Annotated in this window: 17 protein-coding genes; 10 read left to right on the forward strand and 7 right to left on the reverse strand. The window is 69.8% G+C overall.

Annotation, left to right across the window (positions count from 1 at the left end; genetic code table 11):
- Positions 1-88: 88 nt before the first annotated feature.
- From U0R18_RS02300 to U0R18_RS02315, 4 genes are read right to left on the reverse strand one after another with little or no spacing between them, the layout of a single operon-like run.
- Positions 89-1495, reverse strand: a complete 1407-nt coding sequence (locus U0R18_RS02300; protein ID WP_526365528.1) for an NAD(P)/FAD-dependent oxidoreductase — start codon at positions 1493-1495, stop codon at positions 89-91.
- A complete protein-coding gene (locus tag U0R18_RS02305) occupies positions 1468-2649 on the reverse strand; it encodes a cation:proton antiporter (protein ID WP_526365530.1) in 1182 nt (393 codons plus the stop codon). Before U0R18_RS02305 ends, U0R18_RS02300 begins: the two co-directional genes overlap by 28 nt.
- A gap of 15 nt (positions 2650-2664) precedes the next feature.
- The gene (locus tag U0R18_RS02310; protein WP_526365532.1) at positions 2665-3147 is read right to left on the reverse strand and encodes a cation:proton antiporter regulatory subunit; all 483 of its coding nucleotides are present in this window, start codon (positions 3145-3147) and stop codon (positions 2665-2667) included.
- 41 nt (positions 3148-3188) lie between these two features.
- On the reverse strand, positions 3189-4070 hold the full coding sequence (locus tag U0R18_RS02315; protein WP_526367369.1) for a sterol desaturase family protein: 882 nt from the start codon (positions 4068-4070) through the stop codon (positions 3189-3191).
- Between the two features lie 90 nt (positions 4071-4160).
- Here U0R18_RS02315 and U0R18_RS02320 point away from each other — a divergent pair, with 90 nt between their 5' ends.
- Both U0R18_RS02320 and U0R18_RS02325 read left to right on the forward strand, forming a co-directional pair.
- A complete protein-coding gene (locus U0R18_RS02320; RefSeq protein ID WP_526365534.1) occupies positions 4161-4490 on the forward strand; it encodes a DMT family transporter in 330 nt (109 codons plus the stop codon).
- Complete coding sequence (locus tag U0R18_RS02325) at positions 4490-4810, forward strand: DMT family transporter (RefSeq protein ID WP_526365536.1); 321 nt, start codon at positions 4490-4492, stop codon at positions 4808-4810. The genes U0R18_RS02320 and U0R18_RS02325 overlap by 1 nt, the downstream gene beginning before the upstream one ends.
- A 40-nt stretch (positions 4811-4850) precedes the next feature.
- On the opposite strand, the gene U0R18_RS02330 is transcribed toward U0R18_RS02325, so the two are convergent.
- The gene (locus U0R18_RS02330; protein ID WP_526365538.1) at positions 4851-6032 is read right to left on the reverse strand and encodes an MFS transporter; all 1182 of its coding nucleotides are present in this window, start codon (positions 6030-6032) and stop codon (positions 4851-4853) included.
- Positions 6033-6105: 73 nt separating this feature from the next.
- Here U0R18_RS02330 and malQ point away from each other — a divergent pair, with 73 nt between their 5' ends.
- The 5 genes from malQ to U0R18_RS02355 all read left to right on the forward strand — a co-directional run bounded on the left by malQ (position 6106) and on the right by U0R18_RS02355 (position 11547).
- On the forward strand, positions 6106-8229 hold the full coding sequence (gene malQ / locus U0R18_RS02335; RefSeq protein ID WP_526365540.1) for a 4-alpha-glucanotransferase: 2124 nt from the start codon (positions 6106-6108) through the stop codon (positions 8227-8229).
- Between the two features lie 28 nt (positions 8230-8257).
- The gene (locus U0R18_RS02340; protein ID WP_526365542.1) at positions 8258-9133 is read left to right on the forward strand and encodes an LLM class F420-dependent oxidoreductase; all 876 of its coding nucleotides are present in this window, start codon (positions 8258-8260) and stop codon (positions 9131-9133) included.
- Positions 9103-9576 carry a nuclear transport factor 2 family protein gene (locus U0R18_RS02345; protein ID WP_526365544.1) on the forward strand — a complete coding sequence of 158 codons (474 nt, stop codon included), beginning with the start codon at positions 9103-9105 and terminating at the stop codon, positions 9574-9576. Before U0R18_RS02340 ends, U0R18_RS02345 begins: the two co-directional genes overlap by 31 nt.
- Before the next feature lie 34 nt (positions 9577-9610).
- The gene (locus U0R18_RS02350; RefSeq protein WP_526365546.1) at positions 9611-11029 is read left to right on the forward strand and encodes a serine/threonine-protein kinase; all 1419 of its coding nucleotides are present in this window, start codon (positions 9611-9613) and stop codon (positions 11027-11029) included.
- A gap of 86 nt (positions 11030-11115) precedes the next feature.
- Positions 11116-11547: a hypothetical protein gene (locus tag U0R18_RS02355; protein ID WP_526365548.1), complete on the forward strand. Its 432-nt coding sequence runs from the start codon at positions 11116-11118 to the stop codon at positions 11545-11547.
- A 15-nt stretch (positions 11548-11562) separates the two neighbouring features.
- Here U0R18_RS02355 and U0R18_RS02360 read toward each other — a convergent pair whose 3' ends face one another.
- The gene (locus U0R18_RS02360) at positions 11563-12435 is read right to left on the reverse strand and encodes an SDR family NAD(P)-dependent oxidoreductase (protein WP_526365551.1); all 873 of its coding nucleotides are present in this window, start codon (positions 12433-12435) and stop codon (positions 11563-11565) included.
- Positions 12436-12517: 82 nt separating this feature from the next.
- On the opposite strand from U0R18_RS02360, the gene U0R18_RS02365 reads away from it, so the two are divergent.
- Positions 12518-13252 (forward strand): hypothetical protein, encoded by a 735-nt coding sequence (locus tag U0R18_RS02365; RefSeq protein ID WP_526365553.1) that lies wholly within the window; start codon positions 12518-12520, stop codon positions 13250-13252.
- Positions 13253-13374: 122 nt separating this feature from the next.
- Here the strand turns inward: U0R18_RS02365 and U0R18_RS02370 are convergent, their stop codons facing one another.
- On the reverse strand, positions 13375-14226 hold the full coding sequence (locus U0R18_RS02370) for an aldo/keto reductase (RefSeq protein ID WP_526365555.1): 852 nt from the start codon (positions 14224-14226) through the stop codon (positions 13375-13377).
- 66 nt (positions 14227-14292) lie between these two features.
- Here U0R18_RS02370 and U0R18_RS02375 point away from each other — a divergent pair, with 66 nt between their 5' ends.
- Both U0R18_RS02375 and U0R18_RS02380 read left to right on the forward strand, forming a co-directional pair.
- Positions 14293-15777, forward strand: a complete 1485-nt coding sequence (locus tag U0R18_RS02375) for an aldehyde dehydrogenase family protein (protein ID WP_526365557.1) — start codon at positions 14293-14295, stop codon at positions 15775-15777.
- Complete coding sequence (locus U0R18_RS02380) at positions 15774-16214, forward strand: nuclear transport factor 2 family protein (RefSeq protein WP_526365559.1); 441 nt, start codon at positions 15774-15776, stop codon at positions 16212-16214. The genes U0R18_RS02375 and U0R18_RS02380 overlap by 4 nt, the downstream gene beginning before the upstream one ends.
- Positions 16215-16221 lie beyond the last annotated feature (7 nt).

Genomic DNA, 16221 nt, shown 5'->3' on the forward strand with positions numbered 1-16221 from the left:
CCCGATGGGCAGGCCTCGACGACGGACTCGAGCTTACTCACTTCCTGTTTGCTGAAAAGGGTTCAGATCGACACGATCCGCAACCCGCTCAGGAATCGAAACCCAGTCCCAGCCGATCCAGGGTCTTCAGCAGTAGATTGCGCTCCCCGTTGTGGTGATCGGCGCGGTCGAGCGACCACCGGGTGGCCTGAATTCCCATGCTGGCGATCGGCTCCGGCGGGAACGGCAGCGGCTTCTCCCGGACCATCTGCAGTCGGGTGCGGGCGGTGGGTGCGCCCTCGAGCAGGTCCAGGCACACATCGGCGGCGAATCGGGCCGCAGCGACACCGAGGCCGGTGAACCCGTTGACGTAGGCGAGCCGGCCCCGGTGCGCGGTGCCCCAGTGCGCGCAGAACCGGGTGTTGGTGTCGATGGCGCCGGCCCACCGGTGACTGAAACGCACGTCGTCGAGTGCGGGGAAGGTCAGGAAGAAATGCGCGGCCAGTCGCTCATAGGTCTGCGGCCGGTGCTCGTAGGACGGATCCACGCGGCGTCCGAAGTGATAGACCGCGTCGTAACCACCCCAGACGATCCGGTTGTCGGCGGAGAGTCGGTAGTAGTGGAACTGATTGGCGGAGTCACCGACACCCTGGCGATGTTGCCAGCCGATGCGGGCCAGCTGTTCGTCGGTCAGTGGCTCGGTGGAGAGGACGTAGTCGTAGACCGGCACGGTGTAGAGGCGGTTGCGGCGGAGCAGGCTGGGAAAAACGTTGGTGGCCAACATGACCCGTTCGGCCGAGATGATCCCGCCCGGGGTGTCGGCCAGGAGTCCGCCCGGCCGGGCGGACAGGTTCTGGACCGGAGTGTGCTCATGGACCGCGACGCCGGCCGCGGTGCACGCGCGGGCCAACTCCAGTGCCAGCTTCGCCGGGTGCACGATCGCGCACGTCCGCGCGCTGAACAGGCCGGCGAGGTAGGTCGGTGAATTCACTTGTGCCCGTACCGCATCGGCGTCGAGGAACTGCCCCTGCCCCTCGCCGGCGGCCTCGCGCAGCCACGGCACCTGGTGGGCCTCGGTGGCCACCGCCAGCATGCCGGTGCGCTCCCAGTCCACGTCGAGGCCGAGCCGCTCGATGTCGGCCTGCATCCCGTCCAGGTTCTCCAGCCCGAGCGCCTCGAGGGTGCCGATCTCCTCGGGCCAGCGCGACTTCCCGTTCTCGTGGCCGTGGGTGATGCTGGCGTCGACGAATCCGCCGTTGCGCCCGGAGGCGGCCCAGCCCACGCGGTCGGCTTCCACCAGCACGATGCGGGCACCGGGGTTTTGCTCGGCGGCGTGCAGCGCGGTCCACAGTCCGGTGTATCCACCGCCGACCACCAGCAGATCGCAGTGCGTCGGCTCGGTGAGCGGCGGGTGCGCCGGCCGGGGCAGGTCCAGCCACATCGAGCCGAAGCGGGCATCGGCCAGCGACCGCCGCACGAGTCCGGGATCTACGGGTCGATCGAAGACGGTCTCCACCAGGGCAGCGTACGGGCGCGACCGCTCGAACCACCGGCGAATCTGGCCGCGACGGGCCCGACGACAGCGAGGATGAACACATAGGGCGTCGCAAGGTCTTCGACCGCTTCGACGGTCTCGCCCACCAGGCCGATGATCACCAGTGAGAACTCGCCCCGCACGATCAGTGTTGCGCCCGCTCGGAGCTGGCCCTTGGGGCCGACGCCATCTCGGCGCGCCGCAAATGCGCCGGCCGCCACCTTGGTCAGAGCGGTGACCGCGGCGAGCAGCAGCGCGGCCGGCAGCATGGGGATCAGGTTCCGGGCATCAGCCGCCAGGCCGATTGCCACGAAGAACACCGCGGCGAACAGGTCGCGAAGCGGTGTGAGAAGGGTGCGGGCCCGCCGCGCGGTCTCCCCCGTCAGGGTCAACCCGACCAGGAACGCGCCCACCGCCGCGGAGACGTGGATGTATTCGGCGAGTGCCGCCACGATGAGCGTCAGGGCCAGAATCCGTAGCAGCAGCTGCTCGTCGTCGCGATGCTCGATCAGCCTGCCGACGTGGTGACCCCACCGGTAGGACGCCACGAACGTGACCGCCAGGGCCGTCACCGCGATGGTCATTCCCATCGCCGCATGCCACCACGTGGCCCCGGCGGCCAGCACCGCCAGCATCGGGAGGTAGGCGGCCATCGCGAAATCCTCGAGCACCAGCACCGAGAGGACCGCCGGGGTCTCGCGGTTGCCGAGCCGGCGCAGATCCGACAGCAGTCGCGCCACCACGCCGGAGGACGAGATGTATGTGATGCCGCCCAGGGCCAGCACGCCCACCACGTCGAGGCCCAGCAGCAGGCCGGCGACCGCGCCGGGTACGAAGTTGAGGAGGAGATCCACCCAGGCCGACGGCAGGTGCCGGCGCAAGCTGGTGGCGAACTCCCCCATGGAGAACTCCAGTCCCAGCGTCAGCAGCAGTAGCACCACACCGATCGACGCGGTCGCCGAGATGAAGGGACCCGCCGCCGGGACCGGCGCGATCCCGCCGTTTCCGAGCATCAGACCGGCGAACAAATACAGTGGGATCGGGGATAGGGCGAAGCGCCGCGCAATCGTGCCCAGGATGGTCAGGGCGGCGAGGATGATCCCGAGTTCGAGCAGCAGTGCCAGCGAATCATGCACGCGCACAACCCTTGTCTAGCCATTCTCGAGGATCTTGATGACCCGGTTGATCCCGTCGGCCGTTCCGATGACCACTAGGACATCCCCGGCGCGCAGGGGTTCGGCCGGTCCGGGCGACGGCAGCACCTCGTCCTCACGCACGATCGCGACGATGGATGCGCCGGAGCGGGTACGCGCCTGGGTGTCTCCCAGTGGACGGTCGACGTACGGGCTGCCGGGTCGGACCGCGACCTGTCCGGCGTCGAGTCCCGGCACTTCGCGAGTGAGGTCCGCGAACCGTTCGGCGATCCGCGGCGCACCGAGGATCTGCGCCAGTGCATCGGCTTCTTCGTCGGTGAGGCGGAACATGGGTTGGGCGGCGTCCCGATCGGCGGCGGTGTAGCGGACGACCTCGAAATCTCCGGATCGTTTGGCGATGACGCCGATGCGATCACCGTCGGAGTTGTCGAACTCGTAGCGGAGGCCCACGCCGGGTAGGAGCACCTCTTTCACGTCCATGGCGCCCATCGTTGCCGATGCGGCGGCTGGGCGCTCGGACTTCAGCGCAGCACGTCGGCCGCGGCGACGGTATGCGCGTTCGCGCGCGGCTGCCAGCCCGGCGGGCCGAAGATGAATCCCAGCCGGCTGCGCCAGGTGTGCGCGGCGCGCACGTCCCGCGCGATCGCCGCGTATTCGTGGGTCTGCAGTTTCCAGATGTTGAACGTGTTCACCGGTTTGGTCAGCCCGTAGTGCGGCCGGAACAGCTCGGCCTGGAAGGTGCCGAACATCCGGTCCCAGATGATCAGGATGCCGCCGTAGTTCTTGTCGAGGTATTCCGGATCCATGCCGTGATGGACGCGGTGGTGCGACGGCGTGTTGAAGATGAATTCGACGGGTCGCCAGAGCTTTTCGATGCGCTCGGTGTGCACCCAGAACTGGTAGATCAGGTTCACCGAAAAGCTGAAGAACACCATCCACGGCGGAACCCCCAGCAAGGGCAACGGCAGCCACATCAGGATCTCGCCGCTGTTGTTCCACTTCTGCCGCAGTGCGGTGGCGAAGTTGAAATATTCGCTGGAGTGGTGGGCCTGGTGGGTGGCCCAGATCAGCCGCACCCGGTGTGCGATGCGGTGGTAGGTGTAGAACAGCAGATCCACGCCGACCAGCGCGATGACCCACGTGTACCACGACGTGGCCGGCAGGTGCCACGGTGCGACATAGGCGTAGACGGCCGCATAACCGAGCAGCGCGAGGAACTTCCAGGCGGCGGTGGTCGCGACGGACACCAGCCCCATCGAGATGCTGGTCCAGGCGTCGCGGCGTTCGTAGTTGGCCGACTCGAGCTTGCGGGCGGCGGTCCACTCCAGCACCAGCAGCAGCAGGAAGAACGGGACCGCGAACAGCACGGGATCGCGCATCTGCGGCGGGAGTGCCGAGAGCATGTCGGTGACCGCGTTCACGTGGCTGAGTGTAACCCAGAATCCGGTCTTGTTAGACATCGTGTCAATAACGCGTCGCCGTATCCTTCGGGCGTGCAGAAGTGGGCATTGCTGACCGCGGCGATCGTCTGCGAGGTGTCGGGGACCGTCGCACTGCGGGCGTTCCAGGACGACGCCCGCTGGATCGCGCTCGTGGTCCCCGGCTACATCGCCTCATTCGTGTTCCTGGCCAGGGTGTTGCGCGCCGGGATGCCGGTCGGTGTCGCGTACGGCATCTGGGGCGCCTGCGGAACCGCCCTGACCGCGGTCCTGGGCACGGTGATCTTCGGTGAACCGTTCACCATCCCGGTCCTGTTGGGCATCGTGCTGATCGTCGGCGGGGTCCTGCTCGTCGAACTCGGCTCGCACCGGGCCGAACAGTGATGTGGTGGGCGCTGGCCGAGGCCATCGCGGTCGAGGTCTGCGCGACGCTGTCGCTGCGCGCGTCCGACGGCTTCCGCAAGAAGAGGTGGCTGATCCCGGTGATCGCGGGCTACGTGCTGTCCTTCGCGCTGTTGTCGTACGCCCTGTCCCTGGGCATGCCGGTCGGCATCGCGTACGGGATCTGGACGGCCTGCGGGGTCGCGTTGGTGGCCGTGATCGCCCGGTTCCTGTTCGACGAACCGTTGACTCCGATGATGGGCGCGGGAATCGGCCTGATCATCGTCGGTGTGGTCATGATCGAACTGGTCGGCCCGCACTGATCCGGCGGGTCCATTTTCGCCGGGCCTCGTGCTCGCGGTACTACGCCGCTCGCCGAACCCGGCGGGCGGGCAGCGTCGCCGCGCACAGTGCGATCACCACTCCGGCAACCGGCACGATCAGCAGCCCCACCCGCAGGCCGGTGGCATCGGCGACCGCGCCGACCAGCGCGGGCGCCGCCAGGAAGCCCACCCGCATGAACCAGGTCACCAGCGTCAGCCCCGATCCCGGCCGCAGGCCCGGCACGTTGTCGGCGCCGTGGAAGGCCGCCGGCGCCACCGACGCGACACCGAAACCCGCTGCTGCGAAGCCGCAAACGGTGGCCGGAACCGTGTGGACGGCCAGTGCGACGGCCATGCCCGCACCCGCCAGCAGGCCGCCGCAGCGCACCACCATCCGCTCACCGAAGCGGTCCACCAGCCGGTCCCCCATCAGCCGCCCGGCGAACTGCGCGGCCACCAGCGCGACATAGCCGAAGGCGGCCAGCGCGGCCGGGGCCTGCAGGGCGTCGCGCAGGTACAGGGTGGCCCAGGAGCTGCCGGCGTCCTCGACCGCGGCGCCCGCGATGGCCAGCAGGGCCAGCAAGCCGATCACCAGCCACGTCCGCGCCGTCGGTCCGGCGCCGGCCACCGCGGAGCGCGGCTGCGCACGCTCGTCGGGGCCGGGCAGCAAGAATCGATACCCGACGAGGCAGGCGACCACGAACAGCGCACCCGTCGCCGCCAGCTGCGTGCCGCGCGGCACCCCGACGGCGATGGCGCCCGCGCCGATCAGGCCGCCCAGGACAGCGCCGGCCGACCACACCGCGTGCAGGGAGTTGATGATCGATCGCCCGTAGTTGCGCTGCACCCGCAGACCGTGCGTGTTCTGGGCGACGTCGGTGATCGCGTCGGCGAGGCCGGCCGTGAACAGTGCACCGGCGAACGCGACGGGCGTGGGTGCGATTCCCGCTGCGAACGTGCACAGTGCGACCAGCACACTGGTGGCCACCGCGACGCGGGCCGATCCGAACCGCCGGATCAGCGCCCCGGCGGTGAGTCCGGACATCAGCGCCCCGGCCGCGAACGCCGCGACCGACAGGCCGAAGGCCGTATTCGACAGTGCCAGTTGGGCCTTGATCTCCGGATAGCGCGGCAGGAGCCCGGCGAACAGCGTCCCGTTGGACAGGAACAACACCCCCACGGCGACGCGGGCCCGACGGTCGCGGAGTGCGGGTGGGGTCACCCTCGCACGATAGGCCAGCCCCGTCCCGGCGCTCGTGGCGACGGATCGGCGCGCACCTAGCAAGATCAACGGCATGACGGAACAGGTGCTGGCCGAGCTGGCTCGGCGGTTCGCGGTGGCCACGGAGTTCGACGACTGGATCGGGCAGCGGATCTCCGTCGACGAGGACACCCTGGTGTCGGTGCTCGCCGCCCTCGGTGTCCCGGCGGGCAGCGCCGACGAACGGGCCGCGTCATTGACCGCCCACGATCGCGCCCACTGGAGCCGGATGCTGCCCCCGACCATCGTCGGGACCAGCGGGACCGAGATCACCTTCTGGGTGCACGTGGACCACGGCGCCGCGGTGCGGGTCTGGATCCGCCTGGAGGACGGCAGCGTGCGACCGTTCGCCCGGCAGCTGGAGAACTTCACTCCCCCATACGATCTCGACGGCCGCCTCGTGGGAGAAGCCACCTTCGCGCTACCCGCGGATCTGCCGTTGGGGTATCACCGCGTCTACGCGCAGAGCGGTGCGACGGAATCCAGTGCGGCACTGATCGTCACACCCGCGTGGCTCGGACTGCCCGAACGACTCGGCCGCCGCCGGCTCTGGGGCCTGGCCACCCAGCTCTACAGCGTCCGCTCGGCACGGTCCTGGGGCATCGGTGACCTGACCGACCTGGCCGATCTGGCCGTGTGGTCGGGTGCCGGGCACGGCGCCGGGTATCTGCTGATCAATCCGCTGCACGCGACCGGACCCACCAGACCGATCGAGCCGTCCCCGTACCTGCCCACCTCGCGGCGCTTCGTCAGCCCGCTGTACCTGCGCGTCGAGGCCATCCCCGAATACGCCGACCTGCCCAGTCGCGAGCCGGTGCGCAGGCTGCATGCGCGCTTGCTCGGCCGGGTCGGCAACCTCGACGGGATCGACCGGAACAGTTCCTGGAAGGCCAAGGAGCGCGCCCTGAAAAAGGTCTACCGGGTCCCCCGCTCGGCCGGTCGGGAGGTGGCGTACGACGCCTACCGAGCCCGCGAGGGCGCCGCGCTGGATGCGTTCGCCACCTGGTGCGCGTTGGCCGACCGGTACGGCGACGACTGGCACACCTGGCCGGACGAACTTCGCCACCCGGACGCCGCGGGGGTGGCCGAGTTCGCCGAGAAGAATTGGCGCACAGTCGATTTCCACCGCTGGATGCAGTGGCAGCTCGACGAGCAGCTGGCGGCGGCGCAGACGGCCGCGGTCGGCGCGGGCATGCCGCTGGGAATCATGGCCGATCTGGCAGTGGGCGTGCACCCCGACGGCGCCGACGCCTGGGCGCTGCAGGACGTGCTGGCCCGGGGCGTGACGGCCGGTGCGCCGCCGGACGAGTACAACCAGCTGGGGCAGGACTGGTCGCAGCCGCCGTGGCGGCCCGATCAGCTCGAGGCCGGCGAATACCTGCCGTTCCGGGCGCTGATCGGTGCCGTGCTGCGGCACGCGGGCGGGGTGCGCATCGACCACATCATCGGGCTGTTCCGGTTGTGGTGGATCCCCGAGGGTGCGCCGCCGACCGCGGGCACCTACGTGCGCTACAACCACGAGGCGATGATCGGCATCGTGGCACTCGAGGCCCATCGTGCGGGGGCGGTGGTGGTCGGCGAGGACCTGGGCACCGTCGAACCCTGGGTGCGCGACTACCTCCGGGAACGGGGCCTGCTCGGCACGTCGATCCTGTGGTTCGAGCGAGACGAATACACCCGCGCGCCGCGGCCGGCCGAGCGCTGGCGCGAGTACTGCCTGTCCTCGGTCACCACGCATGACTTGCCACCCACGGCGGGCTACCTCGCGGGCGACCATGTGCGGCTGCGGGATTCACTCGGCCTACTGACCCGACCGGTCGCCGACGAGATGGCCGACGACGACCGGGAGAAGGGTGCCTGGCTCGCCGAACTGCGCCGGCTGGGCCTGCTCGCCGAGGGCGAGCAGGGCAGCGAGCAGGTGATCACGGCGCTCTACCGCTTCCTGGCGCGCACGCCGTCGCGGCTGGTGGCGCTGGCGCTCACCGATGCCGTCGGCGACCGGCGGACCCAGAACCAGCCCGGTACCACCGACGAGTATCCGAACTGGCGGGTTCCGCTGGCCGATCCCGACGGGCGGCTGTTGCTGCTCGAGGACGTGTTCACCGACGCGCGTGCCGCGGCGCTCTGCGAGGTCCTGCGGGCCGAGTTGACCGGCTGAAGCACTGGCCGGTGTTAGCTTCACCGCCATGAAGTTCGCCGTCTTCGCACCGGTTGCCCCGGCCACCGCGGACCCGGTCTGGATCGCGGGTTTCGCCCGGCACGTCGAAGCCCAAGGATTCGAGTCGCTGGTGGTCGCCGAGCACACGGTACTGGCCACCCGGTACAGCAGCGTCTACCCGTACGACCCGTCCGGTCGGGTCGATGTGCCGGCCGAATGTCCGGTGCCTGATCCGCTGGACCTGCTGGCCTTCCTGGCCGGGCAGACGACCACGCTGGGCCTGGCGACCGGGGTCCTGGTCCTGCCCAATCACCATCCGGTCGTGCTGGCCAAGCGGGTCGCCACGGTCGACGCCCTGTCCGGCGGGCGACTGCGGCTGTGCGCCGGGGTGGGCTGGCTGCGGGAGGAGATCACCGCCTGCGGGGTGTCCTTCGAATCCCGCGGCCGGCGCGCCGACGAGCAGATCGCCGTGTTGCGCGCGCTGTGGTCCGATGCGCCGGGCGTCAGTCACCGGGGCGAATTCTTCGAGTTCGAGAACGTGGTGTGCAACCCCAAACCCGTTGCCGGTGAACGATTTCCGATCCACATCGGTGGGCACAGCCCGGCGGCGGCGCGGCGGGCCGGACGGCTGGGTGACGGCTTCTGGCCGCTGGGGGTCACCGCAGCGGAACTGCCGCACCTGCTGGATCTGATGCGGTCCGCGGCGCTGGGCGCCGATCGTGATCCCGACGCCGTCGAGCTGTCGCTGGGCCACGCCGTGACCAAGATCGACCCGGACCGGGCCGGCCGACTGGCCGAGCAGGGTGCCGTCCGCGCGGTGCTGGCCATGCCCGCCGTCACCGATCTCGCGCAGGCCGAGGATCTGTTGTCGGCATGCGCGCAGCGGCTCGGCCTGATCCCGTGAGTACCGCGGATCGGCTGGCGCTGACCGACCTGGTGCACCGCTATGCGGCCCACGTCGACGACGGGCTGTTCGACCGTGCCGCGGCGTTGTTCGCCGAGACGGCCGAACTTGTCGTGCCGAACCCGCCCGAGCACCTCGGGCCGACCGTCCACTACCGCGGGCAGGCAGGTGTGCTGGATGCGCTCGCTCCCCTGCGCGGGCTCACCCGGACACGGCACGAGATCGTGGGCGAGGTCCACGACCTGGGCGCCGGGACCGCCACCGGGCGGATCGCGTGCGTCGCGCACCACTGGACCGTGCGGGACGGGACGATCAGCGACGCGGCCTGGCACGTGCGCTACGACGACACTTACGCCCTGGGTGCCGACGGCTGGCGATTCAGCCGGCGCGCCCTGACCATCGACGCCATCGAGACGCCGACGGTACGGAGGGTGCGAGCGTGACGTCGGCGGACGGCGGATTTGTAGGATTCGCCGCATGGCGTTGACCCCCGGCGCGACGTTCGCCGGCTACACCATCATCAGACTGCTCGGCACCGGCGGGATGGGCGAGGTCTACCTCGCGCGGCACCCCCGGCTGCCACGCGAGGACGCGCTGAAGATCCTGAACCAGGCGGTCACCACCGATCCGGACTACCGCCAGCGTTTCGAACGCGAGGCCGACGTGGTGGCCGGCCTGTGGCATCCGCACATCGTCGGCATCCACGATCGCGGTGAATCCGACGGCCAGCTGTGGATCGCCATGGACTACGTCAACGGTGCCAATGCTGCCGAGTTGCTGCAGGCCCAACCCGCCGGGTTGCCTGCCGAATCGGTGATCGCGATCATCTCCGCGGTCGCTGAGGCGCTGGACCATGCGCACGATCGGCATCTGCTGCACCGCGACGTGAAACCGGCGAACATCCTGGTTGCCGACGAGCCCTCGGGTCGTCGAATCCTGTTGGCAGACTTCGGCATTGCTCGTCGCGATGACGACAGTGACGGATTGACCGCCACGAACATGACGGTCGGTACGGTGGCGTACTCCGCACCCGAGCAACTCATGGGGCGTCCCATCGACGGCCGGGCCGACCAGTACGCGCTGGCGGCCACCGCCTTCCACCTGCTGACCGGCAGCCCCCCGTTCCACGATCCGAACCAGGCCGTCGTGATCAGCCGGCATCTGACCGCCGAGCCGCCTCGGGCCGGATTGCACCGCCCCGAACTCGCCGCGCTGGACCCGGCGCTGGCCAAGGCGCTGTCGAAGGACCCCGCCGACCGCTACGCGCGGTGCACCGATTTCGCTCGCGCCCTGGCCCACGGGGCCGGCGCGACCGCCACCGTGGATGAGACCCGCCTTGCGGGCGCCGCCGCACCGGCCGATCGTCGCGGTCGCCGCCGACTCTCGCGGGCCGGGATCGCCGCCCTGGTCGCCGTGGTGGGTCTGATCGTCGTCGCCGGGGCGTTCGCCGTGGGCCAGTTCTCCGGTGACCGGGAGGCCGCGTCGCGGGCCCCAACCACCACGTCGCCGGCCACCAGCGCGGCCCCGACCACCACGTCGCCGACCGCCGCCGCGACCCCAACCACCGACATCCCGGCGCCGACCGTCACGACCGCCCCGACGGCATCGGCGACTCCGACGACCCCTGCGCCGGTGTCGATCGGCGCCGCGTGCAGTCCGCCCGGGGCCACCGGCAGCACCGCCGAGGGTGCCGCCGCGTACTGCGCCAACCTGCAGTACACCGACCGCTACCTGTGGTCGATGAGCCCCGGGGAAATCCCGAATCCGGTGCTCAGCACTTCCCCCGTGAGCCCGCCGCCCTACGAGGAGGAGTCCCCGGTGCAGGTCTGCATGCAGCAGACCGGTCATGGCCGGCTGCGCTGCATGCGGGAGGTTCGTCGGGGAGACACCCCCTGACAAAACGTGGGGAAACGTTTCGGCTCCTCAGGGCGATATGAAACCAGTTGCGCTATCGTCGCAGCTGGTAAAGACGGAGGTCCTGCGTGAAGAAGGTCGTACTTCTGGTTCCGGGCGTGGCCGCTGCGGTGGCGGTCGCCGTCATCGGTGCGGGGCATGCCGATGCGCAGCCGAACGTCATCGGCGAGACGTACGGCAAGGCCGTGGCGATCCTGCAGGCCCAGGGCTACAGCGCGATATTCGGCGGCGCGGTGGGCAGCGATCTGCCCCAGTCCCAGTGCATCGTCATCGAGCAGAAACCGCAGATCGGTAACACCTGGTCGACGCCCTGGAACCCGATGGGCGGCGGCGGCGCGATGACGCTGAGGCTGGACTGCAATCTGCATCCGGGCCAGACCAAGCCGCCGACACCGGGCACGCGTTCGATGGTCCCGCCCGGCGGTTCGGCCGGTGGCGGCGGTCAACGGCCCACCCCGGGCGCCGGGACGGTCACCGTCCAGCCGGTGCCGATCGGCTGACGCTGCCGCGAACGGTCAGCGGCGGACCATCGCGTCCAGTTCGGGCAGCGTCCAGGGCGGTGCGTCCGCGTGGTCGCGGTAACCCAGCAATGCCGGTGCCGGCCGGTCGAATCGGCCGACGAACCCGCCCGCGGCCACCAGCATCTGCCCGCTGATCCCCCCGGCCAGGTCGCTGACCAGGTAGGCGTACAGCGGCGCGACGTATTCCGGTGGCGCCGCGTCCAGCGATGCCGCCGCGGTGGTTTCGTCGAGCAGTCCACGTCGCTGCAGTCCGCGGATCTGCTCCTCGTAATCCGGGCCGGATGAGATCCGGGTCTTGGCCCCCGGACACACCACGTTGGCGCGGACGCCGTGCTCCCGCAGTTCCGCCGCGATGGCCAGGGTCAACCCGTTGACCGCGCCCTTGCCGGCGGGATAGCCGGTGCCACCGTAGTCCCCCAGGAACGCGAACGAACTGGTGTTCACGATCGCCCCGGAGCCCTGTTCGACCATGACCGGCGCGGCCGCGCGGCAGGTGTGGAACACCGTCATCAGATGGCTGTCCAGCTGGTCCTGGAACTCCTCGACGCTGATGGTCAGGATCGACGATCCGGGCGGCTCCGGGATGCCGGCGCAGTTCACCACGGCGTCCAGGCCGCCGAACGTACTGGTGCAGTGGCCGATCAGGGCGGTGGCGGTGTCCGAGTCCGACGGTGAGCCGGTGAAGCCGGTGGCGCGGTGTCCCGCGGTACTGAGCTCGTCCACCACGGCGTGGACCGCATCGGCCCGGCGTCCGTTGACCACCACGGCGGCGCCGAGCTCCGCCAGCAGGTGCGCCACGGCACGGCCGATCCCGCGGCTGCCGCCGACGACAACCGCACGCCGGCCCGCCAGCAGTTCCTGTGTCATGCGCCGAATCCTGCCAGGCAGCCCGGCCGACGCGCGGGCCGGAGTGGACGGGCGGGCGGTGTGAGTGCAAACGTGGACGGTGATGAGCAACCCGGATCCGCTGCGATGGTGGGACCCCCGCCACCCGATGGACGCCATGACGGCCGTGTGGTCGGCCGCCGAGTACCTGCCACTGCGGCCCGGGACCGGGGCCGCCTACCAAACTCTGTTCCTGGCGTTGCGGCGCGTGGCGCTGGGCCGCACGTTCACCACCGATGTCGCCGGTGAGCGGCTCCAGGTGACCGTACGTGAGATCGTGTCGCTCCTTGATCCGGTCCGACTGATCAAGGGCCAACTCGACATCCGGCTGTCTCTGTCGGAGATCCGTTGGGGTTCATACGATTTCGACCCGTCCGAGGTCGTACTGCGCCGCGTTGCGCTGCGATCGGGCACTCCGCCGGTGGTGTCGGCCGACCTGGCCGAACTGCGGTTGGACATCCCGACCGCCACCCTGGACGCGATGGTGCAGCGTGCCCGGCCGGGTATGTCGGTCCACATCGACGACGAGGGGGTGGCCCGGGTGCGGTGGGCGCGGCGGCCGGGCTGGGGCAACGTCGAATGCGACCTGACCGTCGAGGCCGGTCCGCCGGCGGTACTGAAGGTCGGCCCGCGGGCGTTCATGATCGGCGGCCGCCGGTGGCGCACCCCGATCGGCATGCAGAGCTACCGGTTGGCGCTCGACCGGCTGCCGCCCGGGCTCGAGGTCGTCGGAGTGCGTTGCCGTCCGGGTGTGCTGCGCGTCCACGCGACGATGCCCGACTGGCGGTTGCCACGCTGAGCTCGGGTTGGTTGCCGCCGGGCCTCTTGCTCGCGGAACTACGCCGCTCGCCGAACCCGACGGGGTTGGTTGCCGCCGGGCCTCTTGCTCGCGGAACTACGCCGCTCGCCGAACCCGACGGGTCAGCGGTCGGGAATCCAGTCGAACGTCTCGGGATCCGGGCCGCGCCGGCCCTCGACGCCGCGGTCCAGGGCCGAGATGGCGGCCATCCAGTCGGCGGTCAGGTCGAAGTCGAACAGCGCGAAATTCTCCCGCATCCGTTGCGGGGAACTGGATTTCGGGAACACAATGTCACCGCGCTGGATGTGCCAGCGCAGCACCACCTGGGCCGGGGTGCGGTCCACCTCGCCGGCGATCGCGGTGACGGCCGGGTCGTCGAGCACCTGACCCTGGGCGATGGGCGACCAGGCCTCGGTGGCGATGCCGTGGGCCTGGCCGTAGGCCCGCACCTCGTCGTTGGCGTGGTACGGGTGCACCTCGATCTGGTTCACCGCCGGAATGGTCGACGAGCCCGCCGCGAGCGTATCCAGTTGTGCCTCAGTGAAATTGGATACTCCGATGCTGCGGGCCCGGCCGTCCGCGGCGAACTCCTCGAGCACCTTCCAGGTGGCCAGGAAGTCGCCGTCGTAACGGGTGGGCAACGGCCAATGGATGAGGAACAGATCGACGTGGTCGGACCCTAGCGCGGCAAGGGTGCCGTCGAAGGCGCGGCGGGCGTCCTCGGGCCGGTGGGCGCCGTTGTGCAGCTTGCTGGTGACGTAGACCTGATCACGCGCCAGACCGGCGTCGCGGATGCCCTGGCCCACCCCCGCCTCGTTGCCGTACATCTGGGCGGTGTCGATGTGCCGGTAGCCGATGTCCAGTGCGGCACGCACCGCTTCGGCGGTCTGCGCGGGCGGGATCTGATAGACGCCGAAACCCAGCTGCGGAATGCTGGTGCCGTCGTCGAGGGTGATGTCGGGTACTTGGCTCATGGGTTCGACGGTACGTCGCTGGCCGAAGCGGCTGACACTTCACGGCGTATCTGTAAAGCTGGGACGATGACCACGGTTCAGAGCGAGACCGGCGTGCTGGCCGGCGACGAGCGGATGTTGATCGACGGCGAGCTGCAGCACACCGCCAGCGGCGCAACCTTCGATGTCATCCATCCGGCCAGCGAACAGGTTGCGGGCCGGGCCACCGACGGCACCGTCGAGGACATGGGGCGGGCCGTTGGTGCGGCCCGGCGGGCGTTCGACGAATCGGACTGGTCGCGGGACGTCGAGTTCAGGTTCCACTGCCTGACCCAGTTGCACGACGCACTGGAACGTCACAAGGAGCACCTGCGCCGGGTGCTGATCACCGAGGTGGGCTGCCCGGTGACGGTCACCGGCAGCCAGATCGAGAGTCCGATCGCCGAGGTGAAGCACTGGGCCGAACACGGCCGCAACTTCGAGTACCTGGTGGACACCGGCCTGCACGACACCCCGATGGGGCCGGCCCGGCGCAAGTTGCACTACGAGCCGCAGGGCGTGGTCGGCGCCATCACCCCGTGGAACGTGCCGTTCTACCTCAACGTGGCCGAGACGGTGCCCGCGCTGATGGCCGGCAACACCGTCGTACTCAAACCCGCGCAGCTCACCCCGTGGTCGGGCACCGAGCTGGGGCGCATCGTGGCCGAGGAGACCGACATCCCGGCGGGTGTCTTCAATGTGGTGGTCGGCAATTCGAACGACGTCGGCGCGGCGCTGTCCGCCGATCCGCGCGTGGACATGATCACCTTCACCGGATCCACGGCCACCGGCCGCGCGATCCTGGCGGCCGGCGCGCCCACGGTCAAGAAGACCCTGCTCGAGCTCGGCGGCAAGTCCGCCCACGTCGTGCTCGACGATGCCGACTTCAATTCGGCCCTGCCCATCGCGGCCATGATGGCGTGTGTGATGTCGGGGCAGAGCTGCGTGCTGCCGTCGCGAATCCTGTTGCCGCGCAGTAGGTATGAGGAAGGCCTGGCCGTACTGAAGGCCGCCATGGAGAACTTTCCGATCGGTGACCCGTGGACACCGGGCAACATGCAGGGCCCGCAGATCAGCGAGACCCAACGCCAGAAGGTGCTCGGCCTGATCCGGGCGGGGGTGGATTCCGGCGCCCGGCTGATCACCGGCGGCGGCATTCCGGAGAGCCTCCCGGTCGGCTACTACACCCAGCCGACGCTGCTGGCCGACGTGGACCCCGACGCGACCATCGCGCAGGAGGAGATCTTCGGGCCGGTTCTCACGGTGACGCCGTACGGGACCGTCGATGAGGCCGTCGCGATCGCCAACAACAGCCTCTACGGACTCTCCGGTGAGGTCAGCGGTGCTGATCTGGACCGTGCGCTGGACGTCGCCAAGCGCATCCGCACCGGCAACGTCTCGATCAATTCCAAGAGCCACTTCGGGATCGACAGCCCATTCGGGGGGACCAAGCAGAGCGGGCTGGGGTATCGCAACGGGGCCCAGGGGTACCTGGAGTACCTGCACATCAAGACCATCGGGATGCCCGAATGAGCGGGCCGGGCATCGGCGAGGTCGCGGCGTTGCTCTACCGCTACGCGCGGGCCGTCGACTCCCACGACTGGGAGCTGTACCGCTCGGTGTTCACCGCCGACGCGCATATCGACTACGGGGCCGAGGTGGTGGCCGGCTCCCGCGACGAGGTCGTCGACTGGATGGCCGGCAATTTCTCGGCGATCCCGATGAGCATGCACTACATCACCAACGTCGAGATCCTCACCGTCGCCGACGACGCCGCCACCGTGCGGGCGATGTTCTTCAACCCGATGACGCTGCCGGGAATGGCGGAGCTGAGCTCGTGCGGCGGCTACTACCACCACACCCTGGTCCGGACCCCGGACGGCTGGCGCAGCCGGGAACTGCGCGAAGAGATGCTCTGGTTCGCCAATCCACCGGCCCATGGTTCGGCAACTCCGTTGCCCGGCGAATAGCATTCGG

The organism is Mycobacterium sp. (assembly GCF_046330795.1).
In the GTDB taxonomy this organism is placed as follows: domain Bacteria; phylum Actinomycetota; class Actinomycetes; order Mycobacteriales; family Mycobacteriaceae; genus Mycobacterium.

Bases quoted from the DNA above. Each gene is read 5' to 3' on its own strand.
- U0R18_RS02310 (WP_526365532.1), bottom strand. From the start codon at position 3,147: ATGGACGTGAAAGAGGTGCTCCTACCCGGCGTGGGCCTCCGCTACGAG.
- U0R18_RS02315 (WP_526367369.1), bottom strand. From the start codon at position 4,070: ATGCTCTCGGCACTCCCGCCGCAGATGCGCGATCCCGTGCTGTTCGCG.
- U0R18_RS02325 (WP_526365536.1), top strand. From the start codon at position 4,490: ATGTGGTGGGCGCTGGCCGAGGCCATCGCGGTCGAGGTCTGCGCGACG.
- malQ (WP_526365540.1), top strand. From the start codon at position 6,106: ATGACGGAACAGGTGCTGGCCGAGCTGGCTCGGCGGTTCGCGGTGGCC.
- U0R18_RS02340 (WP_526365542.1), top strand. From the start codon at position 8,258: ATGAAGTTCGCCGTCTTCGCACCGGTTGCCCCGGCCACCGCGGACCCG.
- U0R18_RS02345 (WP_526365544.1), top strand. From the start codon at position 9,103: ATGCGCGCAGCGGCTCGGCCTGATCCCGTGAGTACCGCGGATCGGCTG.
- U0R18_RS02350 (WP_526365546.1), top strand. From the start codon at position 9,611: ATGGCGTTGACCCCCGGCGCGACGTTCGCCGGCTACACCATCATCAGA.
- U0R18_RS02360 (WP_526365551.1), bottom strand. From the start codon at position 12,435: ATGACACAGGAACTGCTGGCGGGCCGGCGTGCGGTTGTCGTCGGCGGC.
- U0R18_RS02365 (WP_526365553.1), top strand. From the start codon at position 12,518: ATGAGCAACCCGGATCCGCTGCGATGGTGGGACCCCCGCCACCCGATG.
- U0R18_RS02370 (WP_526365555.1), bottom strand. From the start codon at position 14,226: ATGAGCCAAGTACCCGACATCACCCTCGACGACGGCACCAGCATTCCG.
- U0R18_RS02375 (WP_526365557.1), top strand. From the start codon at position 14,293: ATGACCACGGTTCAGAGCGAGACCGGCGTGCTGGCCGGCGACGAGCGG.
- U0R18_RS02380 (WP_526365559.1), top strand. From the start codon at position 15,774: ATGAGCGGGCCGGGCATCGGCGAGGTCGCGGCGTTGCTCTACCGCTAC.